The organism is Agrobacterium sp. InxBP2, from assembly GCF_026191755.1.
Taxonomy (GTDB): Bacteria; Pseudomonadota; Alphaproteobacteria; order Rhizobiales; family Rhizobiaceae; genus Agrobacterium; species Agrobacterium pusense.
The window spans coordinates 52,785-75,855 of the sequence record NZ_JAINDY010000032.1; the positions used below are offsets into that span (position 1 = coordinate 52,785).

Genomic DNA, 23,071 nt, shown 5'->3' on the forward strand with positions numbered 1-23,071 from the left:
TCGCGAAATCGCTCACGCAATTCGGCCCGATGCTTCAACCTATCCCTAGCCGCCGAAGCTTGCGCGAGGATGGCATCCTGGCCGGATCGATATCAGAAGCCCGATTGCACGCGTGAAAAGACGAGATTGGAAAAAAGCGCTATCTGCGCGCCCACAAAGGGGGCGGCAACGCCGAGGACAATCATGATCGTGACGATCTTGGGAACAAAGGTCAGCGTCATTTCCTGAACCTGCGTCAGGGCCTGAATGAAGGCGATGGCGACACCGACGATCATGGCGGCGAGAACCGCAGGACCGGCCGCGACGAGAACCGTCCACACTGCCGCCTGCATGATATCAAGCGCATCGGCCTCGTTCATCGTCGCATCCCTCGTTCCAGAAAGGCGGCATTATACCGCCTTATCAATATCAGGAACCAGCTGGCGTATCCGAATCGGTTCCACTATCAGATTTATCCGTGATCGGGCCGTTGGAGAAGGTCACACCGGCCTGCAGCAGCACCTTGTCACCAGCTTCGGTGATGGCAACGACGCCGTCTGAATAGACTTCGACTTCCTTCACCACGCCCGTGACGGTATCGTCGGCGCTCTTTACCGTCTTGCCGACCAGATCCGACGCACGGGTCAGTGCTTCGGCCTGCAGCATGCTCTTCAGATGGGTGTTCGTCTTGATGGTCTGCTCGACCTGCGAAAAGCTTGCAAGCTGCGACATCTGCTGACCAGCATCCATCGGGCTGGTCGGATCCTGGTTCTTCATCTGGGCGATGAGGAGCTTCAGGAAGCTGTCATAGTTCAGCGAGGCCGCGTTCTTGTCGTTGCTGCTCGCCCCGGCATTCGCCCAGGGGTTTGCCGCCGCCGCATTGACTGCATCTACCGCCATGGTGCGATCTCCTTGCGAATCTGTTCGATCGTTGCAGGGGTCATTTCCTGATTGTTGAGGATTTTCTCCTCGATCGGGTAAAGGCCGCGGATGGCCTTCAGCGCTTCGAAAGCCTTGCCGGAGGCAACCAGCCCGTCGATGCGCTTGAGCTCCGCAAGGACCTCGTCATGCTGGAAGCAATTCAAGAGCATGCTCACGGACTTGCGGAACATGTTGGTGGACTGTTCCCGCCCCTCCGGATTGATAAGGATCATCTGCGCGATGAAATAAAGCTGTCTCAGCGGGGTGGTAGCCTGGTCGGGCTGCAATACGTGGTTCTCGAGCAGGAACGTGACATCGTTCAGGAATTCCAGCGCCACCTTGCGATCCACACGCAGAACTGCGCCGTTGATGAAAATCTTTTCGCCCGACTTCAGCGAAATTCGAAGTGTACTTTTCATTTCAGTCCATCCCTGATGATGGTTGTCACGTCAATTATGCCCTGGAAATTCGTCGACTGACGTTTCCGGATCAGTTCGCACTCTTTCAGTATCCAGATCGCGATCGAAATCAGATTGGCCCTCAGTTCCATGGCCAGTTGATTATCCGGCTGCTTGAGATCCTCAATGAAGCGGATCCAGACCCGTCGAGTGTAAAAAAGCGCTTCGATCGTGTGGCGCTGAGAAGAGGAGTCCTTCGCCTCCGCAAGCAGTTCGATCGATTTGGTCAACGCCTGTCGCTCGCGGTCTTTCGCGTTGGCGACACCATCCTCCATGATTTCGGCGTAGGAAAACTGGTACATTCATGTATCCTTTATCTGCCGCCACCCCTGTTCATCAGAGGTAGTTCACCAGACTCATTTTTTGCAGACGCGACGTGAGGCTGTATGCGATCTCGATCTGCTGCTGCAGCAGATCGAGACGGGTCTTCGCCTCGTAAGGATCGCTCCCCTCAATACCCAGCAGATGCGTTTCGATGATCTTCTTCTGGGCAGCCAGAGAGTCATTCGACTTTTTGACGCGCTCCTGCGAAAGGCCAAGACTGCTTGCCTGCTGGTTCAGCCCACTGATCGCCTTGCCGATAGTCGTCACCGACTGGGTGGCGACCGCCTCGCGGACCGTGCTCGAAACATTATCCTTGAGGAAGGTCATCGCCGTGATTGCCGTCATCGCGAAGTAACGCATGCCCTGCGAATTGCTGTTGGTCGACGTTTCGACCACTTCGTTCTGGCTGATCCGGCTCGTCATGTTGGTATCGCTGGCGTTGGAACCGAACCTCGTCCAGAAATCGACATTCTGTCCCACAGCGAGACTGCTGTGCGGCGGGTTGGTTACAGTCGTCGTACCGTTGAATACGCCTTCCATATGCGTCATAAAGGCGTTGACCTGATCTTTGGACAGGTCCGAGATACTCCCCACGGCCGGCGTCTGTGTTGCCATGAAATGGTTCAGTTCGGCGTCATAGGCGGCTTTCAACGGCGAACCGTCGGCGAAATAGTCCTGGACCGGCTTCACATCCGTATTCGTACCGGAAAACAGATACTCACCATCCACGGCCGTGTTGGCAAAGCTGGTGAAATTGTTGAAGGCGATCGTGATTTTCTGGTTGACGGTGGCAAGCGTGGGCTGCTCGCTGCTCGTATTGGGCACCAGAACATTGAGGATTTCCTGGGCGGCCTTTGCCATGCCGTCCAACGCGGTCTGCGACGATTCAAGACGCTGTGTGGCGAAGGAGTTGACCGTGACGAGCGAGGAAATCCGCTCCACGTCCCTGTTGAGATCGAGGCTGCGGGCCGTATTGGCACCCAGCGTCACACCAATATCCGCGTGCTTGCCCGTGGTCAGCTCGGTATTGAGATTCGTCATCTCAAGCTGAGCCTTGAGGATGGTGCTGCGCATGCTGTTCTGCATCGCCAGCGATGAAATGAATGACGTTTTCATCCTTTACCTCACCATGTCCATCAAGGACTTGAGCATTTCATCAACGGTCGTCACCAGTTTCGTGGCCGCCTTGTAAGACTGCTCGATATCCATGAGCAGCGACAGCTCCTCGTCCAGGCTAACCGCCGTATTGTTCGAATAGGATGTCGCAGAGCGCTCATAAAGCGCGCTTTTCGCTTCGTTTGCCGAAGTCGCACCGGACCGTTCCTGTTCGAGCCAACCCATCGAGTTGGTGCCGTATTTCAGGATGCTGGTATTCGTATCGATACGTGTCGACGCGGCGAAATTCATGGGCGCGTCGAATGCGGTCACATAGCTGTCGATCAGAGCGGAAAACCCGGTTCCGCCCGTAGCTGCGGGATTGACTATATAAGCGGTACCGTTGATGCCGCCGTCGCGCAACAATTCCGGATTGCCACCTTGCGAAATAATTAACGCGGAGTTGACGGTAATGGTCGCAGCGAGCCCCGGGACGACGACGCCGGCGGGAGGAATCTCGCTCGTTGCGGTTGCCGTCGACCAGGTGAAAAGGCCGGGCTTCGCCGTCAGAGGCGGCGCAGGCGGCGCCGGCTGGGTAATCGGCTTTTCCGCAAACATCGTGATCAGGCCGCGCGCGATTTCGTCGAGCTGGCTCTGCATGGTCGGCGCAAGTTCATCGCGAACCTGCATCAAACCCTGAAGCGATCCTTCCGCCGTCGTGTTGCTGCCGCTGCCGGCCTTGAGCGCCACACCGTCCACATAAATCGCGTTGCCGGTGGTCGTAGCGTCGTAGCCCGGCTGCGCCTTGAAGGTTACCGGACGCGGCACGATCTCGAACAGCGTGGCGCCGTCGGTCGTGTAAAGCGCGACGTCATTATTCGGGCGGTTGACGACATTGATGCCGATGATGGACGAGATGTCCTTCAGCAAGGTCTCGCGCTGATCGAGTGCATCACTGGGATCGCCGCCGATCGCCGTCTGCGCCTTGACCTCGTTATTGGCTTCCTCGAATTTCGCGAGCAGGCCGTTCAGCTTGTCGACCTGAAGGGAGATTTCTTTGTCGGCACGCAGACGCATCGCCTGCAATTCGGCAGACGCCTTGTTCAATGAGCTGGCGACATCCGCGGCGGAAGTCACGGCCGTTGCGGCAAGAGCAGCATTGCTCGGCTTGGCGGCATAGCCGCTAAGGCTCTTGAGCAGTTCCTTCATGTAAGTGGACGGCGCGCTTTCGTAGTCGTTGCCGCCGAAAATACTCTTCATCTCCTCGAGACCGGTCAGAACAGTGTTCTGCCCGGTGGCCAGCGAGGCGCTGGAAATCGTCTGCCTGAGAAGACTTTCATTCTGGGCACGGCCATTGGAGACGATACTCGCTCCGGCCATGGTCGTGCCGAGAATGGCGGTACGCTTGACGTAGTTCGCATTGCCGACATTGGCAATGTTTTTCGAGGTAACGTCCGTCTGCTTACCTGTATTATTGAAAATCGACTGCGCAGTATTCATTGCTGACGTGAGCGACATTCATCTGTCCCCGTAGGAATTACTATCTCTTCAGATTGATCAGGACGTCCATCAAATCCGATCCAGTCTGGAAGACCTTCGAATTCGCGGTATAGATGCGCTGGGATTCAATCATGTCGGTGAGTTCGCTGGCGATATCGACGTTCGAGCCTTCCAGCGCGCCCTTCTGGATGTAACCGAAGCTACCCGTCTGGGCGAAACCGATGGTGACGACACCCGACTCGTTGCTCGGCAGATAGACATTGCCGTTCTGCGGGCTCAGATTGTCGACGCTCGGCACAGTTGCCAGCGCCAGCTGGTAGATGTTGCGGCGACCGCCATCCTGATAGACCGCCGTCACCACGCCATCCTTGCCGATTTCGACGTCCTTGATCTGGCTCGGGCCGTTACCGTTCAGAACGGCCGTGCCGGGCGTGAACTTCGCCGAAAACTGCGTCATCTGCGACAGGTCGATATCGATCGCCTGCGGCACACCGCTCACCTGATCGTTAATGACGATCGATTTCGCAGACGCGGTGGTCAGCTTGTTGGTGACAGGATCGAATTCCAGATTGACCTTTTGCTGAACGAGGTTCGCCGCAGGGGTTGCCGTATAAGGGAAGCCGCCGTTGGTCGACTGGTCCTGACGATAGACCGCCACTTCCCAGGTGTTGGCGCCGGTCTTGGTGTAGTAGAAATCGTAGAGAACCTTCGCGCCGCCGCTGTCGAATGCAGTCAGCGACGTCTTGTTTCCGAACGTCGCCGTTGCAGAGTTGGTGCCGGGAAGCGATGCGGCCGCTACAGCCGTATCGTCGCGATTGAGGTTGGCCGGGAAGCTGCCCTGCGTGGAGGGCGATGCCGTCAGGCCGAAATTGTTGACGTTAATGGCTTCAAGACCTGTGAAGCCGTTAACGACGGCAGCCGGCGGGTTGGAACCGTAGGGGTAACCCATCAGCTGGAAGCCAGCGGCGTTTTCCAGATAGCCTTCCGAGTTTTTCACGAAAGAGCCGGCACGGGTGAGATAAGGCGTACCTGCACCATCCTGGACAACGAAGAAACCGTTGCCCTGAATGGCAAGGTCAGTACCCGAGGTGGTGTAGGAGAGGTTGCCCTGCTCCGAAATGCTGTAGCGAACGTTGGACTGCACACCGCCGGAAGCGTAGCTGCCCGACGAGGAGGGCAGAACGAGCGACGAGAACGACGTCGATGCACGCTTGTAACCGGTGGTGCTTGCGTTGGCGATGTTGTCGCCAACGGTGCCCAGCTTGTTCGCCTGTGCATTCATGCCGGACACGCCGGTTCGCATAGTGCCGAAAATACTCATTCAAAAACCCTCGTGGTCATCTTTCAAGGAGAAGGTAAAGCGTTTGGCTTGCGTGAAGCTGTCTGAAATACCGCGTTTGAAAAAGACCACGCGGGTCAATGAAAATCATTGCCAATCAATGCTGTAGCCGAGGAACCGCTTGGAATCGACCGGGTCGTAGCCAAGTTTCTTGCGCAGCTTCTTGCGCAGCTTGCTGATGTGGCTTTCGACGACGTTTTCTTCGACGTCATCATCGAAGATGCCGTAGATGGCATTGAAAATCTGCGCCTTGGAAACGCGGCGTCCGCGATTGGCGATCAAATATTCAAGAATGCGGCGCTCGCGGCGCGGCAGGGGAAATACCTCGCCGCCCACTTCCGGGTCACGTCCATCGGAGAAGACCCGGATCGGACCGGCGTCGGTGAAATTCGAAATGACCTGCAGCCGGCGGCGAATAGCCGCCGCACGTGCGAGGATTTCCCGAGGGTGAACGGGCTTGCGCACGACATCATCGACGCCGCTGTCGAACAGCGCGAGTGTCGCTTCCAGCGAGGGCTGGTCGCTCACCGCGATGACAGGCGCCGTCGTGCGATCCCTGATCGCTTTTGGCAAGGAGAAGCTCCGGTCGCCCTGGCCGATCAGGAAGGCTTCCACAGCCGCAAGATCGCTTTCCGCCGCCGTCGAGACCCATTCCCCGAATTCGACCGGATCGAACCCGGTCGAGGGAATGCCCTCACGCCCAAATAGAGATGTATAGCCGTCTTTAACGAGCTCGCGCTCATCAACCACTACGATCATTCGTCCGCCTCCGAATCAGTGTGGTGTTTTCCAATGAGGCATTGGTACGAATCGGGGGATTCAGCGACAACTGTAGGAAATCATCGATAGTTATTAATAATTGATTAACCATTTTGTGCCGATTTGATCTATATATAGTGGGTATTAACCATATAAGGCACAAAATTTTTGTGTAAAAATTTCCGAAATCGCTAAAAAACGCTTGAAACGCTTTTTTTCGGGCTTTGTCTCGCCACATTTCCGATAGCGAGTCCCAACCCCTGATAAAGCAATTTCAGGTTGTTATCCGTCGCAGAAATTTTTCGCGTTGGGCGTCCATTTCCCGTAGCCCGTCGCCACCAGATTGGCGATGACCCGGCAGACATATTTCTTCTGGGCCGGGTCATTATTGGGCCCTGCGTGATAGCGGGCAACCGCCATGGTCCAGGTCTCGTGCCTGTTGTGGAGGTTACGCAGGAACATGGCGGCATATTCGACATTGCGACGCGGATCGAACATTTCGCGCGCAGATGTGAAATTTTCGCCGTGGAAATAATGATTTATCTGCATGCATCCAAGGTCGATCAGCTTGGCGCCATTGCGTTTGGCAGCCTCAAAAGTCATCAAGGCCTCTTCGGTAGAGGCCGCAAATACCGGTTTTCCTTCGATATTCATGGCGTTGGGGTCGAGCCGCCCCTTGCGGCCAGTCTCCGTCAGGCCCACTGAATAGAGAATTCCCTCCGGCACGCCGTACTTGCGTGCCGCAGACTGGATCTCTCTTTCACACACGCCTGACGTTGCCGAGGCCGATGCGTTTTCAGAGATAGACGCCATTGTCAGCAGAAGTGCGGGCAGAGCCAAGAGTGCCGTCCATGCCTTCATTATGCACCCCCAAATTATCGCCATTGCCTTGCCGGCCGCCTCGTGCACCGGACTCGTCACGGTTGCGGCCCGCAGCCGCCTGCTGGCCCTGTTGCTGCGCCTGCTGATTTTGCTGATTGTTGGCTTGTGTGCCCGTTTGGTCACTCTTATCAGAAGAAGCGATGCTGATCGTGATGTTATCGACCGTCAGACCCTGCGCCTTGAGGCCATCAAGGATGCTCTTGCTGTCTTCCTGGAGCTTTTTATAGGCCGCGACGCTCTCCACAGTCATGTGCACGGCGAGTTCGTCACCGGCAAGACGCAGTGACATCGTCACCGATCCAAGCTCGATCGGCGTCATATGCAGCTTCAGCGTATGCACGACCTTGCCGGTGCTGCTCTGGGCGGCTGCGTTGGACAGCGCCGAACCGGGCTGCATGGCGCTGACCCATTCCGGATCATTGGCGATCAGGCCGGTCAGAGCCGAGGCATTGGAGGAGGGCGCCAGACCGATGAAGCGCCGGGAATCGAGAACCGTTACGGTATCGGCCGCCTTACCGCTGCTTTCCCGCGTGTCGAACTCCACGCGGCCTTCGCGCTGAACCGTGCTCATATCAAGAGCGCGGGCTGCACCCGAACGCGGAGACGCGAAGCGGAATGACGAGGCATCGCCTTCGTTTCCCGAAGCCGAACCCGCCGCATCATTGGCAGCTGCAACCCCAGTCGGCATGTCTTTGGCCGGATGTTCAGCCTTGCTGCGGACAGGTTCAGCCCTGTCGGACTTAACCGTGTCGGTCTTGCCGGCAATTGCCTGCGCAATTTCTTCCAGCGGCGTCTTGGCCGTGGCCATTGCCCCGGCGCTGGCCGTAACCAGCTGCAGTTCGGCGAGCTTCGGATCGAGAGTATCCGTTATCGCCTCGGCATCCTTATCCGCCTCATCCTTGAGCTTCTTGCCAGGCTTGCCGTCCTCCAATTGTGCCCGCGAGGATTTGACCGCGTTCTGGAACTCGGCAGCTGTGTCGTGAACTCGACCGTCCCCGGCATGCTCGTTGACGATGACATTCAGGAAGGCTGCAGGCCGTTTGACCGGAACGTCCATCTTTTCCCCCTCGCCGTCGGCCTGTCCGTGCTGTTGCCCGGCTGAACCAGAATCGTCCGACCGCGAATGCGGCGCCTGCGGCGGTCGCTCGTCACGAACCGTGGAAAGGGCATCGCCAAAGCTGCCGCCTCTCGCCTCGTCACGTGCGGCAGCACTGCCTGCGCGCGGATCGGACGGTGGCGCATTCGTTAGCGCATTGATGGTTGCGTCGATCATGGTGCCCCCTCGCCTTTCTTCAACAGGCTGTCGATTTCATCGAGCTTGCTGCGGCCGCTTGTCACGAGCTGCCGGACATTCTCACCGCCATCGTCGGCCTTGTGGGTTTCAACCCGCCATATGCTTTTTTCCCCGCCAGCCACCGCATCATTTTTGGCTGCGTTCTGTCTGGCGCCCTGCGCCGCCGCGTCGACATCAGCACCTGATAGCGAGGGAGGACGAACCACCTGTTCGGCGATCGCCCTTGCGGCATCTCTGAGGGCCCTGTCCCGGTCCGAAAGCTGCGTTTCGGGAATTTGTCCGATCGTCTCGATCGCGCTCACCACATCGGGTGTTCCAATGTTGGAAAGGCTTTCGTAGAGATTGGCCTGCGCTTCCGGTTGATCCGGCGCGGCGGACGACAGCGTCTTCGCTTTAAGCGCCGCCATGCGGGCCAGCGAATCCTTGCCGCTGATCGCCGCAAGACGCGAAAGACGCAGATAGGCTTCCTTCTGCCTTTCCGCATCCATCATCGCGAAGGTCTCCACTATCGCGTCTTCGCCGAGGGAATCAGAGCGTTTGACCACCAGCGAGACCAGAAGATCCGCGAACTGGCTTGCATAGGGCGAATGCAGGAACCGCCGCGCGTAACGCTGTGCGTATTCGACGCCGCGTTTTGCATCGCCGTCTTCAACCGCAATGGCGAGCGAGCGGCGCAATGCCGCCTCCTCAACGATTGTCCCGGGCGCTTCAAGCCGGGCAATGTCGTAAAAGCCGAGCGCGGCCAGAGGATCGCGCGGGATCGTGACATTGCCACCGATCAGCGCCAGATAGGCGCCTATCCGGGTGCCGCGATATTCAGGCACCATTGCCGCGATGCTCTGCGCCACCAGCGTCCCCTTGCCCGACAGATACTTGCGCAGGATATCGGCGACGCGGCTGTCGAAATTGCCGTCCACATCGCGCGCGACCAGCAATTCAAGCGTGGCGGGATTGCCGCCGCTCATCGCATAGATCAGCGCCGCATCGACATTGCGTGGGTCCTTGAAGATCGCCGAGGGCGCGCTTTTCAGCCGCTCGTCAATGGTCTGGAGCAGGAACCGCTGCATTTCCGTTGCCGAATGGTCTCCCTTGGCAACCGAATCCTGCACGAATTGCAGGGAGCGCAGCATGGCATAGGGCATGAGATTGTCTTGTGACTGCGAAAACGCCTTGAATGGTCCGGCACCGAGACCACAAAGCGTCGCCGCAAGAAGAAGCCAGCGTTTCGAGGTTTTCGTCACACTCACCCCCGATCAGCCTCAAGCAGGATTTCGATACGGCGGTTGGCATCCGCCAGGGGATCTGCCGGGACCTGCAATCTGCGGTCCGCAAACCCAGAAACCTGCTTCACCCGCTCTTCCGACAGGCCGCCGCGCACCAGCATGTAATAGGCACTGTGCGCGCGGTCCATGGAGAGCCGCCAATTGTCGTTGGCCTCGCCCTTGAACTGCCGCCCATCCGTATGGCCGCGGATTACCACGCTGCCACCGCGCTCCTGAAGCAGTTTGCCGATCTTTTCCATGGCGAGAACCATTTCGCGCCGGGGAACGGCCGATCCGATATTGAACATCGGTGTTTCCGTCTGGTCGGAAATGGTCAGCAGCAATCCGCCTTCCGCAGGCGTCACGACCAGCCCTTCCGAGAGCCTGCCGGTTATGCCGGATATCTGTTTCTCGATTTCTTCGCGCAGCGTATCGGCCTTTTCCCATTCAGCATCGCTCGCCTTTTGCTGAACATCCTTCGCCTCTTGCTGCTGCTCGGGCCTGGGCCGTACAAGCGCTGCCTGCTCGGCGGCATCCGGCCGTTGCTGCGGCACAACCGCGGCGACGTCCATGGCGTCTTGCGCTTTGTCTTCCGGCGCTTGAGACGATTTAACCGCAACGGCCTGAGCGCTTTCGGCAGCATTCTCCTGCTTGTTTTCGGCGGCCTGCTGCTCAACCGGTTTTTGTTGCTGATCGGCGCGGGTGATTTTCACCTGCTGCGTCCAGAAATCAGGATCGAAGGGATCGCGATAGGCCTCGCCGCCGCTTGCGCCGGTTGCAGGGCCGGAATCGGCAGCACCGCCCTCGCCCTTGGCGCTGACATTGGCCTGCTGACCGACCTGCTGGGCGATTTCCGCCAGCACGGAATAGGGATTTTCGAAAAAGTCCGCTTCGGAGAAATTCGACTGTTCACCTGTCTGGGACGTCAGGTCTTCGCCCGTCGCCGCGGCGGATCCCTTGGTCACTTTCTCTGCCTGAATGTTGGACTGGTCCTTTTTCTGGACGCCCTCTTCCTTGTCCACGGGCTTTTCCAGCCCCTTGGACGAGGGTTTCTCATCGGACAGTTTTATCGGATTGAAATAGCTCGCGACCGAGGCCTTGGTTTCCTCATTGGCGGCATTGACCAGCCACATGACGAGGAAGAACGCCATCATCGCCGTCATGAAGTCGGCGTAGGCGATCTTCCACGCACCACCATGCGCACCGTCATGGCCACCTTTATGGCGTTTGACGATGATGATCTCGTTTTTGCCGTGGTGATGGTTTTCGCCTTCACTCATTTCATCACCTTGCGAAGACTGGAGGCCCAGGCGGACATGCGCGTCACGAAGACGCTCTCACCCAGCTCGACTGAAAGATCGATATCGGCGGTCTCGGTAAACTTCATCGTCTCTTCTTCAAAGCCGGGCTGGGTCTTCAACTGCTCGAACAAATCCTTCGGACCTTTCACGACAAGCGTGACGGCGTCACCATCCGGCATGGAAGCGCGCACCACATCCGCCAGCGCCGAGACTGCTTTAAGCGACAGTTCTTCCGTCAAAATCGGAGCAAGGATTGCGGCGGTCTGTTCGCTGAGGGTGGCGGCAATCGCATCAATGCCCTCTCGCAGCCCGCGCGACAGAAAGACCGCGATTTCCTCGAGATAGGCGGATCGCAGCGCCTCCAGCTCAGCCGAATGGGCGGCCAGCAGCCCGTCGCGTTCCGCCTGCATCTTTTCGGTGATTTCGCGTGTCGCATCCTCATGGCCACGGGCGTAAGCGGCCTGCCTTTCACTCTCCACGTCGACGGATTCGAATTCGTCGAAACCGGATGCAGCGTCGGCAAATGGCGAAACGCCATCGGTATCCGCCAGGGGATCGCCGAAGGCCAGTCCTGCCGGCTGAGCGTCACCGAAGTCCTTCAGATATCTTGCGATGGAGGTGGTCATGCACGCCCCCGGCAAAACAGGGGACGAGACATGTTTCGCTGCCTGCGATCTGGAACGTTCCGTCGCATTTCCGGGCGGAAAACCGAGGTCCGCTTTTCCTGGAAATGCTCTAAGCCGTTTGGCGGCACCACCGTCATCCTTGCTACCCTGCCCGTCTCTTCCATGATTGCCGGAGGACCGCGCCATGCGATCCGCCCCCATATTGCCCCGACGTTAGGTGTTCAAACTTGTGCGAGGATGAAGGCGGAACTGTTCAGCACGTCTGCGCCACGTTTCCGCGCATGCCCATGCGAGGAAGCTCCATTACTTGAAGAGCTGGAGAATATTTTCTGCGTTGGCGTTGGCGATGGAGAGTGACTGGATACCGAGCTGCTGCTGTGTCTGGAGCGCCTTCAGCTTGGTCGATTCCTCGTTCATGTCAGCATCGACAAGACGACCGATGCCCTTGTCGATCACGTCCATCAGGCTCGACACGAAGTTCTCCTGCATGTCGATACGGCTCTGCAGCGAGCCCAGGCTGGACGCCGCGCTGGTCATCGCTTCGAGCTGACCGTCGACAAAGGACATCATCGCATCCAGCACGTCGGCTTCGGTATATTGCTCTCCCGTCATCGTTCCCATTTTCTGGGCGAGATCGGTGAGCTTGTTGATGTCGAGCGTGGAGACGGAGATTCCGAGTTTACGATTGTCGGGGTCAATTGCCGCAGTGACATCGTAATACCAGTTGGTGCTCGGCGATGTCGTGGTCGCGACGGGGGTCGTGCTGTCGGTCGCCGGAGCGCCCGCCGCTGCCGGGTCGGTGGAGGTGAGCTTTACCCACACACCATCACCGATCTTCAAATAACCCTCCGTATTGGCGGCATTGGTATAGATGCCGGTCGCCTTGACGGAAAAACCTGCCAGTGCCGCCACTTCGCTATCTTTCAGCGTCGGAACGACATAATCCTTGTCGGTGACGGTGGGAGCGGCGGGTGCCGCGGGCGTATCGGTCGTGCGCATCGTCACGATCGTCTCGTTCTTGCGCAGGAATCGCGCTTCGGTATCGAGAATGCCGAACTTGCCGCCGCTCAGATCGAAAAGCACCGTGCTCGAATCGAGTGAATAATCGACCGTCGTCACCCCGACTGCGCCTGCGGCGGTGCGGGTAAATGAAGCGACGATCTTCTTGATGACCGGCTCTTCCGCGGGCGGCGTCTTGCCGTCGCCGATCTTCGCCTGGAGCCAGTTTTCGCCGGAGAAAGACGCCGATTCGGAGATGCTCTTCAGCTGATCCTGAAGCTGCTTGATTTCTTCCTGGATCTTCGTCCGGTTGCTGCCCACACCATAAGCGGCAACCAGCTTCGCCTTCAGCGATTTGACCGTCTCAATAGCACTTTCCACGGCTTCGAAGGCGGTGTCGACCTTGGCGGCGCCGAGACCAAGTGCGTCCTGAACGGCCGAAAGCGCAGCATTGTCCGAGCGCATGGTCGTGGAGATAGACCAATAGGCCGCGTTATCCGCTGCCGTCTCGACGCGGTAACCGGAGGAGACGCGCGCCTGCGTGGTCTCGAGGTTCTTGTCGATCATGCGCAAGGTTTGCAGCGCGGCCATTGCCGCCGCATTGGTCATAATGCTGGTCATGGGTTCCACCCAATTCAAAATGTAAGAAATAATCCGGCGCTGCGCCGGAAACGAGCAGAGGCATCATGCGCATCGGCGGTGGTTGAAATGATCCACCGCGACCTGCCGTTCGTTAACAAATCGTTAATTCGATAGGTACCAAACAACAACGCTGATTTGCAAGGCGTTCCTCGCTTTCCCATAACGGTTTTGCGCGCGGTGGCAGGCTTCGGGCAAGGTCGGGTGAAAAAGCGATCAGGCAAAACCGTCGCGACCGCCGTTTCGGCAGTCGCAACCGGTCATCGGCTGGATATTCGGCGGATGGTTCAGGCCGCTTCGCCCTGGTGGGTCGAAACGAATCGGGCGGCCATCAGGCTATGGCGGAGGAACTCGGTGTTTTCGTCGGGATTTTCCGAAGGGTTCTGAAACGACACATGATTGATTTCGACCGCCGCATGTTCATTGGCCAAGATCAATTGTGCATAGACCGTGGCGCCCATCGGTTTGATTTCGAGATCGAGAACGATCTCCGGCGCGCCTTCCCATTCGAGTTTATATTCGCCGCCGGCGCCGAAATTGATCGTACCGGGATGATAATAAAGCTCCGCAGCCGATGACACGAGATCGGCAATGCTGCCGTAGCACTCGAATCTGAGCAGCGAAATCAGGTCGGCCGGGTCTAGCAATCGTAGTTCTGTAGCGATCGGGTTGATCGCCTCTGCGACGATCATTTCCCGCTGTTCAGAATAGGCGGATTTTTTCATTGGTCTTATTGAACCCGTATTTTCGATGACTTCATGGCGTAAACCCGATGAACAAGCTCAGCCACAGCCTTATAAAAGGCTGGTGGAATCACACTATCGATCGAGACTTGCGCAAACATGGAGCGCGCAAGCGGCGGGTCCTCAAAAACGGGGATATTATTTTCTTCCGCAATCTCGCGGATTTTCAATGCGATAAGGTCCTGGCCCTTGGCAACGACAACAGGCGCGTCGCTTTCTTCACGCACGTAACGCAACGCCACCGCAAAGTGTGTCGGGTTGGCGATGACGAGGGTCGCGCGAGGCACGTTGTTGATCATACGGCGGCGGGCACGGTCGCGGGCAATCGATCGCTGACGGGATTTGACAACCGGGTCCCCCTGCGACTGCTTGTATTCTTCCTTCACCTCATGCTTCGTCATTTTCAGCTGGGTGAACCAGTGATGGCGCGTCCATAAAACGTCCACGGCGGCAAGCAATGCGGTCGAAAGCAGGATTACGATCATCATCTTTTTGACGATCTCGACGACCCGGACAAAAATAACCTGCGGATCGGAAAACATCAGATCGATGAGGCTGTAGAACTCGCCGCGCAGAGCGAAGAACATGATGGTCGAGACGATCATGATCTTGAAAACGGACTTTCCGAATTCCACGAAACCCTGCTTGCTATAGATGCGCGTGAAACCCTTGGCGGGCGATACGCGGGACCATTGCGGGCGCACCCGTTCCAGCACCGGCGACGGCAGGTTCTGGAAAAACGAAGAGGCGAGGCCGAAGACGATGAACATGATCATTGCCGGCATGAGCAGATAGGCCATGGACGTGCCGAGGAAGTACAAAAGCGACAGGGCGTCTGGCCTGGTGCTGAGGTCCCATTGTTCGGGCTGGCCGAACAGGTCCTTCAGCGTCTCGCCGATGCGGCCGGCACCGTCGGGCAGAAAGAAAACGAGATAACAGTAAAAGGCCAGTGACGACGCAAAGATCGGCACTTCACGGGAAAAGGGCAGATTGCCCTTTTCCGCCGCATCACGGAGTTTTTTCTCCGTTGGGGCTTCTGTTTTACTGTCCTTGTCCTGATCGTCTGCCAAGGCACGTTCCCGGGATAAAAAAAGGCCCGCCGATCCCGGCAGGCCGTCGTCCCGAAACTAGCGCCGGGGGCTGGCCACCGCAATGGCCGCCTGCAGCAGATGGGCCGGTTATCAACCGGCTTCCACTCAGGCCGCAGCCGATTGTTCTTCCGCGGCAGCGTCCTTCAGCTGGATCTGGCCGGAATTGGCCAGCCGGATCGCCTCCTGCGCAACGGCACGGCGGGCAATCGCCACTTCGCGGGTGTTGATCGAGGCCTGCGGCACCGCAAGGTCCGATTCGATCATGCGGCGCTGGCGCGGGCTGATGCTGGAAAGCACACATTCCTTGATTTCCATCGTGGCGCCGCGCAGCGCCATCGTCAGAACATCGGCAGACACATCGTTCAGCAGCATGACGCGGCTGCGCTGCGGCATGAACATGAGGTCGTCGAAGAGGAAGATCTTCGGCTTGACCTTGTTTGCGGCTTCCTTGCTGAGCGTCTCGAGCGAGCTGAGCAACGTATCGACCTGCGGCTTGTCCAGTTCGTTCATCAGGTCGGCAACCTTCGTGGAACCGCCGGCATTGCGCTCGGCTTCGATTTCGTTGATGAGGTTGACCACACGCTTCTCGATGATCTGGGCGGCCGTCGGGCTCACCTCCTTCATGTTCACCGTGCGGTTCATGATATCGGCGCGCTGCTCTTCCGGAATGGTCAAAAGAACCTTGGCGCCGAAGGACGAGGGCAGCATGGAGAGAATATAGGCAATGGTCTGCGGATGTTCGCGCAGCAGGAACTTGCCGACGAATTCCGGCTCTGCTTCCTGCAGGCGGTCCCAGATCGATGCTTCATAGGCCTGGAACGCTGCGCGGCGGCCGAGAAGGCTGTCCACTTCTTCAGGGGTCAGACCTTCTTCGAGAATGCTCTCGATTGCCTTGGCATTGTCCATCAGACCCGTTCCTTCGGTGAACAGGTCCTCGAACTCGGCCACGATCTGCGCAAGTTCATCGGGAGGAATGACGCGAAGGGTCTGGGCCGAGGAAATGATCATCTGCAATTCGTGCTGCGTGAAAAACTTCAGCAGCTTGCCGGCGACGCCCTTGCCCATGGCAAGAAGCACCGCGGCCGCCTTGTCGGCCTGAGACAACGGCTTGCCCGCAATTGGGTTACCGAAATCTTCAAAGTCCATCATGGTCTTTCCTCTCCGTCCCCACAGGGATCAGGCTTTCTTCGTACTCAGTACTTCAATCAATTTTACGCCGAAGCGCGTATCGTCGTCTTCCAGAACCGTTATTTCACCGCGCGCAATACGGCGGCCATTCACCATGATCTCGACCGGCTCGCCGATCTTGCGGTCGAGTGCGATCGTCGCGCCCTCCTCCAGGCTCATCAGCCCCGAGACGAGCATTCGGCTGGTGCCGAGAACGATCTGGACATCGATCGGGATATCCATGATCAGGTCGATGTTTTCGGACAGGCCGCTGCCCAGCGGTGCCTTTACGCCCGCAACCTGCGGGGCGGCGGCAAAATCGTCCATCGCAAAATCGGCCGCTCCGCCACCTAAGGCGGAAAGGTCGGTATCCGTAGAAACCTCGTCCGTACTTCCGAAATCGCCGAAGTCGCCAAAATCGGAGAGCGAGCCTTCCGCATCCGTCTTGAGGACGCCACGCAGATCGCCGATAGCCTGGTCGAGGTCCCCGCCGTCTTCAAACGACGGCAACGCCGCATCATCGGTCACAGGTGTTTTCTTCGTAGCCATGCGCTGATTATTCCCTTTGAAACTTGCGTCAGCCTGCCCAAACCCAAAAAGGTCGGGCAGGATTTTAACCCATCAAATGTCGTAAGATCTCGTCGTCCGTGCTGACATTGTTCTTGACCCGAACCATGTAGCGGTCGCCTGACTTGCCGAACTCGCAATTATAGAGCTTGGAACCGTTAGCACTGACCTCAACGCCGATATCGTCCTGGTTGAGGGCCTGAAACGGAATGACATCACCGGCCACCAGCTTCGAAATCGTACGGAGTGTCAGCGTTTCGAGCTTGATGCGCGCCTCAAGCGTGACCTGCGATCTCTTCACCTGTTCCGAGATCATCTCCATCCACTCTTCCTGCTTCTTCAGCGCCTGCGCTGAAGCCTTGGGAGCGACGATGGATGTCTTGAGCAACGGACGCTGCGGTATGATCAGCGAGAATTCCGACGACACTTTGCCAATGTCGATTTTCATGCGGATGTTAACGCCGTAGAGGCCCGCAATCATCTCGTCGAAGGCACTTTTGCCATTGGAATTGAACGGCGGCTCGATAGCCGCTTCAAAACCGCCCGGCGCATTGACTCCGGAACGGAGCACGCCGCCGATACGTCCTAGGACCATGGCAGCCAGATCGAGCTCGATATGGGAAAGACTGCGCTCATCGGGTTCGCCGATGCTGTCCGGTGCTGCACCGAGCATGCGCTCCATGAGCGCGATGACGAAGCCATTGCCGACCGTCATCATGAAGTTCGGGCACCAGTTGCGCAGGGAACAATCGGCCACCGCGACATTCTGCCCGACATTGGCGATCAGGTCGGTCATGAGCCCCGATTCGGAGCCGATATATTCGACGTCTATCGCAATGCCGGTCTCGCTGTGAAAAATATCCGGCAGGAATTCGCTGTAGAGGTGGCCGATATCGGAACCGATCTTCGCGATCGTCCTGCGGTCGGAAAGCCCGCCGGTGAGTTTCGCGAGCAAGGCGGTGTCGATGGCGGGAGCTTTTTGCGCTGCAGCTTTTGCCATGGTCATGCCGCCTTGTTCTCGCCGCCGGGATTCATCATCTCCTGCTCGACGGCGTCGATGGACGGCCGCTCGTAGTTGGAGATGGTCTTGCGGCCATATTCAAGCGCGACCTGCGGCACCGAACCGTTCATGTAGGCGATCAGCGTCTGCTTGACGATGATGTAGAGGCGATGCTGCTTGGTGCGGACGATCTTGACCTGCGAGGCGAGCGGATTGCAGATCGAATAGGACAGGATGATACCGAGCATGGTGCCGACCAGGGCGGCGCCGATGAGGCCGCCCAGCACTTCAGGCGATTCATTGATCTTGCCCATCGCCTTGATGACGCCGAGAACCGCTGCGACAATACCGATGGCAGGGAAGGAATCGCCCATGGTGGTGATCGCGTGGTAAGGCTTCAGCTTGTCGTGGAGGATGGTCTCGATTTCTTCATCCATCAGCGCCTCGATTTCGTGGCTGCGGGCATTGCCGATGATGATGAGGCGGACATAGTCACAAATGAACGAGGTCAGTTCCTTGTTCTTCAGAACCGATGGCGCGCTCTGGAAGATCGAGGATTCCTCGGGATTGTCGATATGGGCCTCGATCTCGTTGCGCGATTTCGTGCGCAGGTCTCGCATCAGCGAATAAAGCACGCCGAGCACATCGAGATAGTTGCGCTCCTTCGGAACCGAGTGCTTGAAGGCCTCGCCGAGCGCCTTGCCCGAATCCTTCACGACCTTCATCGGGTTCGCCATGATGAAGCCGCCGAGACCGGCGCCGCCGATGATCATCAATTCGAACGGCTGAATCAGCACGTCCAGATGACCGCCCATCGCCATGTAGCCGCCGATGATGCAGCCGAAGGTGATTATAAGTCCAATTACAATATTCATTGATCGACCACGCCCGAACAGTGTTCCATGCCGCCATGTCTAAAAAATGTGGCTTGCGTGAACCTGTCCGCAAAGCCTCTCCGCGCTTCAGCCTCCAGCCAGTTTCGCACAAGCAAGCCGCGGCACTATGCCGGCAAAGGCGGACGTGCGCCTTGAGATCGGGATCAAACGAGAGCGGCGGTTCAGTGACTTCCACCTACACCAGCTACAGACTGATCAGTCAGGATATCGGCAAGTCGCTTGAGCGGGTGTCGAAGCAGCCGGACGTGGCGCGTGAGACCGAATATTACCGCGCAAAGATCGGCGACGTGAAATCCATAGACGATTTCATGGCGGATACCCGCCTTTACAATTACGCGCTCAAGGCGCACGGGCTTGAGGATATGGCCTATGCAAAAGCCTTCATCCGCAAGGTCCTGACAGAAGGCACGACCGACAAGAATGCCTTCGCCAACAAGCTTTCTGACAGCCGTTACGCGGATTTCGCGAAATCGCTGAATTTCGCGGATCTGGGTGCGGCGGCGACTTCGGTCGATGCAGCCCAGTCGGGCGTCATTACCAAATACACCCGGCAGACGCTGGAACAGGAAGCGGGCGACGACAATAACGGTGTTCGTCTCGCCCTTTATTTCGAGCGCAAGGCGCCGACGATCAAATCCGGCCTCGACTTTCTGGCCGACGATGCGCTCGCGCAGGTGTTTCGCACGGCCTATAACCTGCCCGACGAATTCGCCGGGGCAGATGTCGAGAAACAGGCCGCCCTCATCGAAAAAACCATCGATGTCAAGGACCTGCAGGATCCTGAAAAGGTCGGCAAGCTGCTGGAGCGTTTCACCATCATGTGGGAAATGCAAAACCCCTCGACGACCTACGATCCCCTCGCCGTCTTCGGCTCCTCCAGCGGCTACGGTATCTCGGCCGATCTGCTGATATCCATCAACTCCCTGAAACTCGGAGGCAAATGATATGCAATCCGGACTATACGTCGCCCTGTCCTCGCAGATCGCGCTGGAGCGTCGTCTTACCACCATTTCCGACAATATGGCGAATGTGAACACGGTCGGCTTCCGCGGTTCCGAAGTGAAATTCGACGAAATGGTCGCCAAGAACCATAATGACATGAATGCCAAGATCGCCTTCGTGTCCCAGGGCAACGACTATCTCTCCACGCGCCAGGGCGCTTTCGAGCAGACCGGCAATTCCTTCGATTTCGCCATCAAGGGCGATGCCTGGTTCTCGCTGGATACGCCCGACGGTCAGATTCTGACCCGTGACGGCCGCTTCACCATGCGGCCGGACGGCGCGCTCATTTCCTCCAGCGGTTACCCGGTCCTCGACGCCGGCGGCGGCCCGATCCAGCTCAATCCGAATGGCGGCCCGATTACCGTGGGTCTTGACGGAGCCATCAGGCAGAACGAAAACATCGTCGCCACGCTTGGCATCTTCCAGGCGGATTTTTCGCAAGGTTTCCTGCGCCACCCCAATAGCGGCGTGAAGCCCGTGGCCCAACCGGTCCCCGTCGTCAACAATCACGAGGTCGGCGTCGTTCAGGGTTATCTCGAACAGTCGAACGTCAACGGGATTTCCCAGATGACGCAGCTCATCCAGGTCAACCGTGCCTTCGAAAGCATCTCCTCTCTGATGCGCGATACCGAATCGACGTTCGGTGAGGGCATCAAGACGCTTGGTGGCGCGCGCTGAGGAATTGACCGATGACAATGCCGGTATCCATGCTTTCGGCTGAAGCCATTTCACCGAAGCTCGCCCAACTGGCCGGCCTTGCCGGACATTATGCCGATCCGGAATTTTCGGTGGCGCCGGGCGGCCACGTTCGCACCATCGCAGCCGGGCACTATACCGTGTCCGGCCTGTCCCGGCATGTGCGGCTTGGCGAGTTTGTTGCCCATCGCAGCCCGACCGGCATCCATCTCGGCGAAGTGGTGCGCGTTGAGCCGGATATCTGCTACGTGTGCCCTATCGAGCCGGGCGAACCGATCGGCATTCACGATACCGTCATCCGCAAGGGCGCCTTCCGTGTCGCGCCTGATGATAGCTGGTGCGGACGCACCATCAATGCGCTTGGCGAACCTATCGACGGCCATGGACCGCTTGCCGCGGGCCTTGAACGCCGTTCGATTTCCAACAATGCGCCACCCTCAATGACCCGCAAGAGGGTGGAGACCCCGTTCAAGACCGGGGTGCGGGCAATCGATATTTTTTCGCCGCTGTGTCTCGGCCAGCGCCTTGGCATTTTCGCCGGCTCGGGCGTCGGCAAATCCACGCTGCTGTCCATGCTTGCAAAGGCTGACGCCTTCGACAAGGTGGTGATTGCACTGGTCGGCGAGCGCGGACGTGAAGTGCGCGAATTCATCGAAGACACGATGGGCGAGAACATGAGCAAGTCCATCGCCGTTGTCGCGACGAGCGATGAAAGCCCGATGCTGCGCAAGATGGCGCCACTTTCCGCCGTCACCATTGCAGAGCATTTCCGCGATCAGGGCGACAATGTCCTCCTCATCATTGACAGCGTGACGCGATTTGCCCATGCGATCCGCGAAGTGGCCGTTGCTTCGGGTGAACCGCCGGTGGCGCGCGGTTACCCCGCCTCCGTCTTCACCGAGCTGCCGCGTCTTCTGGAGCGCGCGGGACCGGGCGCCGAAGGCACCGGCACCATCACCGCCATCGTTTCCATTCTGGTGGATGGAGACAATCATAACGATCCGATCGCCGATTCGACCCGCGGTATTCTCGATGGTCACATTGTGCTCGACCGCAGCCTTGCAGAAGAAGGCCGCTACCCGCCGATCAATCCGCTCGCCTCGATCTCGCGTCTCGCCAAGAAAGCATGGACGCCGGATCAGGAAAAGCTGGTGTCACGCCTCAAGGCGCTGGTGCATCGCTTCGAGGAAACGCGGGATCTTCGCCTCATCGGCGGTTACCGGCCGGGCACCGACCCAGACCTCGACATGGCGGTGAAGCAGGTTCCGATCATCTATGAAACGCTGAAACAGCTGCCGAACGAACCGGCGACACAGGATGCCTATGCTGACCTTGCGACCGCATTGCGCGGCGGCGCGCAGAACGGCCAGCCGCAGGTAACCCCGAGAATGAGAGGCTGACCGTGAAGAAAAAGCGGAATAACGATAGCTACGATGAAGGCGTGCTGCCCAAGCCCGTTTTCTTCACACCCGACCGTATTCTGGCATGGACAGGCATCACGCTTGCCGCTGCAGCGGCCTTCTTCCCCTGGTACGTGTTCTTCAACGAGGAAAAATTCGGCATGAAGGTGGCTGGCGGCGACCGCACCCGCGATCTGCCCCATACCGGCCCGCGGGAAGTCTTCAGTGTTTCTCCGATGGCGATGACCAATCGCAACAAGGAAGACACCCCACCGCCGGCCGAACTGCCCGACATGCTGACGACGGCGACCGTGAACGCAGGCGGTAAGGAAAAACAGAACAATCTCGCAGCCGGGGTCGAGGATCAGCCCTTCCCTGGCCAGACCGCCTTCCGTCTGCTGCATGTTTCCAACGGCCGCGCCCTGATCGAAGACGGTTCGGGCATGTATATGGTGAGGGTCGGCTCAACCCTGCCTGATAATGCGCTGCTGACGAAGATCGAGCAACGCAACGGCGAGTGGTTGATAGAGACATCCTCTGGAAAAACCTATCACCCCGAAAAATAAAAGAAATTTCTTCCGATCAAAAGGCGCGCGGCATCTGCTGGCGCGCCTTTTTTCTTTGTGCAGGCCGCGCATCCATGCGCCTTTTCCCGTCGTCGCACCCCTTCGTCTTCTCCGCAAGTCTGACGCAAGATTAGCCCCGTAGGTTCGGGGCATACGAGATGGAGAAGTCTATGCAACCGATTCAACTGTTCGAACTGGCATCCCGCCAAGCGGAATGGCTGAGCGTGCGGCAGGAAGTCGTGGCGACCAACATCGCCAACGCCAACACACCCAAGTTCCACGCCAAGGATGTCAGCCCATTCGAAGCGGTCATGCAGGCCACCAGCCAGCAGGTCGGCATGGCGAGGACCAACCCTGCCCACTTCGGCGAGAGCACACTCAGCGACAATATCGCGGTGCGCGACAACCCGGTCAACAACGAGATCGGCATGCAGGAATCGGGCAATTCGGTCGCGCTTGCGGAAGAAATGACCAAGACCGGCGAGATCAAGCGGCAGTACGAGCTGAATGCCAATCTCGTCAAATCCTTCCATCGCATGATGCTGATGACGGTTAAGAGGTAAGC

Annotated in this window: 25 protein-coding genes; 5 read left to right on the forward strand and 20 right to left on the reverse strand. The window is 58.2% G+C overall.

Annotated features, from left to right (window positions below):
* Positions 1–92 precede the first annotated feature (92 nt).
* The 20 genes from K7A42_RS17695 to motA form a co-directional block, all read right to left on the reverse strand.
* Complete coding sequence (locus tag K7A42_RS17695; protein ID WP_003515115.1) at positions 93–359, reverse strand: flagellar biosynthetic protein FliQ; 267 nt, start codon at positions 357–359, stop codon at positions 93–95.
* Between the two features lie 49 nt (positions 360–408).
* Positions 409–879: a flagellar hook assembly protein FlgD gene (gene flgD / locus K7A42_RS17700; RefSeq protein ID WP_004440022.1), complete on the reverse strand. Its 471-nt coding sequence runs from the start codon at positions 877–879 to the stop codon at positions 409–411.
* Positions 870–1,319, reverse strand: a complete 450-nt coding sequence (gene flbT, locus K7A42_RS17705; protein WP_004432543.1) for a flagellar biosynthesis repressor FlbT — start codon at positions 1,317–1,319, stop codon at positions 870–872. Before flbT ends, flgD begins: the two co-directional genes overlap by 10 nt.
* Positions 1,316–1,660 (reverse strand): flagellar biosynthesis regulator FlaF, encoded by a 345-nt coding sequence (flaF, locus tag K7A42_RS17710; RefSeq protein WP_004440020.1) that lies wholly within the window; start codon positions 1,658–1,660, stop codon positions 1,316–1,318. The genes flbT and flaF overlap by 4 nt, the downstream gene beginning before the upstream one ends.
* Positions 1,661–1,694: 34 nt before the next feature.
* Positions 1,695–2,798: a flagellar hook-associated family protein gene (locus K7A42_RS17715; protein WP_282455646.1), complete on the reverse strand. Its 1,104-nt coding sequence runs from the start codon at positions 2,796–2,798 to the stop codon at positions 1,695–1,697.
* 3 nt (positions 2,799–2,801) lie between these two features.
* Positions 2,802–4,295: a flagellar hook-associated protein FlgK gene (gene flgK, locus K7A42_RS17720; protein ID WP_072493976.1), complete on the reverse strand. Its 1,494-nt coding sequence runs from the start codon at positions 4,293–4,295 to the stop codon at positions 2,802–2,804.
* Positions 4,296–4,317: 22 nt separating this feature from the next.
* Positions 4,318–5,598, reverse strand: a complete 1,281-nt coding sequence (locus K7A42_RS17725) for a flagellar hook protein FlgE (RefSeq protein WP_282455647.1) — start codon at positions 5,596–5,598, stop codon at positions 4,318–4,320.
* A 105-nt stretch (positions 5,599–5,703) separates the two neighbouring features.
* A complete protein-coding gene (locus K7A42_RS17730) occupies positions 5,704–6,375 on the reverse strand; it encodes a response regulator transcription factor (protein WP_006698188.1) in 672 nt (223 codons plus the stop codon).
* Positions 6,376–6,657: 282 nt separating this feature from the next.
* A complete protein-coding gene (locus K7A42_RS17735) occupies positions 6,658–7,188 on the reverse strand; it encodes a lytic transglycosylase domain-containing protein (protein ID WP_244405497.1) in 531 nt (176 codons plus the stop codon).
* Entirely contained in the window at positions 7,172–8,530 is a 1,359-nt protein-coding gene (locus K7A42_RS17740) for a flagellar hook-length control protein FliK (protein ID WP_282455648.1), read from the reverse strand. The genes K7A42_RS17735 and K7A42_RS17740 overlap by 17 nt, the downstream gene beginning before the upstream one ends.
* On the reverse strand, positions 8,527–9,798 hold the full coding sequence (motC, locus tag K7A42_RS17745) for a chemotaxis protein MotC (RefSeq protein ID WP_022555625.1): 1,272 nt from the start codon (positions 9,796–9,798) through the stop codon (positions 8,527–8,529). Before motC ends, K7A42_RS17740 begins: the two co-directional genes overlap by 4 nt.
* Positions 9,795–11,093, reverse strand: a complete 1,299-nt coding sequence (locus tag K7A42_RS17750) for a MotB family protein (protein ID WP_282455649.1) — start codon at positions 11,091–11,093, stop codon at positions 9,795–9,797. Before K7A42_RS17750 ends, motC begins: the two co-directional genes overlap by 4 nt.
* The gene (locus K7A42_RS17755; RefSeq protein WP_282455650.1) at positions 11,090–11,740 is read right to left on the reverse strand and encodes a hypothetical protein; all 651 of its coding nucleotides are present in this window, start codon (positions 11,738–11,740) and stop codon (positions 11,090–11,092) included. The genes K7A42_RS17750 and K7A42_RS17755 overlap by 4 nt, the downstream gene beginning before the upstream one ends.
* 303 nt (positions 11,741–12,043) lie before the next feature.
* Complete coding sequence (locus K7A42_RS17760; protein WP_037090909.1) at positions 12,044–13,360, reverse strand: flagellin; 1,317 nt, start codon at positions 13,358–13,360, stop codon at positions 12,044–12,046.
* A gap of 305 nt (positions 13,361–13,665) precedes the next feature.
* Complete coding sequence (locus tag K7A42_RS17765; protein WP_112636815.1) at positions 13,666–14,103, reverse strand: hypothetical protein; 438 nt, start codon at positions 14,101–14,103, stop codon at positions 13,666–13,668.
* A 5-nt stretch (positions 14,104–14,108) separates the two neighbouring features.
* A complete protein-coding gene (gene flhB / locus K7A42_RS17770; protein ID WP_006698195.1) occupies positions 14,109–15,191 on the reverse strand; it encodes a flagellar biosynthesis protein FlhB in 1,083 nt (360 codons plus the stop codon).
* A 126-nt stretch (positions 15,192–15,317) separates the two neighbouring features.
* A complete protein-coding gene (gene fliG, locus K7A42_RS17775) occupies positions 15,318–16,361 on the reverse strand; it encodes a flagellar motor switch protein FliG (RefSeq protein ID WP_004439994.1) in 1,044 nt (347 codons plus the stop codon).
* A gap of 27 nt (positions 16,362–16,388) precedes the next feature.
* On the reverse strand, positions 16,389–16,928 hold the full coding sequence (gene fliN / locus K7A42_RS17780) for a flagellar motor switch protein FliN (protein ID WP_282455651.1): 540 nt from the start codon (positions 16,926–16,928) through the stop codon (positions 16,389–16,391).
* Positions 16,929–16,992: 64 nt separating this feature from the next.
* Complete coding sequence (locus tag K7A42_RS17785; protein WP_022555618.1) at positions 16,993–17,952, reverse strand: FliM/FliN family flagellar motor switch protein; 960 nt, start codon at positions 17,950–17,952, stop codon at positions 16,993–16,995.
* Complete coding sequence (motA, locus tag K7A42_RS17790; protein WP_004439982.1) at positions 17,949–18,821, reverse strand: flagellar motor stator protein MotA; 873 nt, start codon at positions 18,819–18,821, stop codon at positions 17,949–17,951. Before motA ends, K7A42_RS17785 begins: the two co-directional genes overlap by 4 nt.
* Positions 18,822–19,006: 185 nt before the next feature.
* On the opposite strand from motA, the gene K7A42_RS17795 reads away from it, so the two are divergent.
* The 5 genes from K7A42_RS17795 to flgB all read left to right on the forward strand — a co-directional run bounded on the left by K7A42_RS17795 (position 19,007) and on the right by flgB (position 23,069).
* Positions 19,007–19,786: a DUF1217 domain-containing protein gene (locus K7A42_RS17795; protein ID WP_045532749.1), complete on the forward strand. Its 780-nt coding sequence runs from the start codon at positions 19,007–19,009 to the stop codon at positions 19,784–19,786.
* 1 nt (position 19,787) lies between these two features.
* Positions 19,788–20,522 carry a flagellar basal-body rod protein FlgF gene (gene flgF / locus K7A42_RS17800; protein WP_004439975.1) on the forward strand — a complete coding sequence of 245 codons (735 nt, stop codon included), beginning with the start codon at positions 19,788–19,790 and terminating at the stop codon, positions 20,520–20,522.
* 11 nt (positions 20,523–20,533) lie between these two features.
* The gene (gene fliI / locus K7A42_RS17805; RefSeq protein WP_282455652.1) at positions 20,534–21,940 is read left to right on the forward strand and encodes a flagellar protein export ATPase FliI; all 1,407 of its coding nucleotides are present in this window, start codon (positions 20,534–20,536) and stop codon (positions 21,938–21,940) included.
* A gap of 41 nt (positions 21,941–21,981) precedes the next feature.
* Positions 21,982–22,506 carry a hypothetical protein gene (locus K7A42_RS17810; protein ID WP_373969202.1) on the forward strand — a complete coding sequence of 175 codons (525 nt, stop codon included), beginning with the start codon at positions 21,982–21,984 and terminating at the stop codon, positions 22,504–22,506.
* 170 nt (positions 22,507–22,676) lie between these two features.
* Positions 22,677–23,069, forward strand: a complete 393-nt coding sequence (gene flgB / locus K7A42_RS17815) for a flagellar basal body rod protein FlgB (protein ID WP_004439967.1) — start codon at positions 22,677–22,679, stop codon at positions 23,067–23,069.
* The last annotated feature ends 2 nt before the right edge of the window (positions 23,070–23,071 follow it).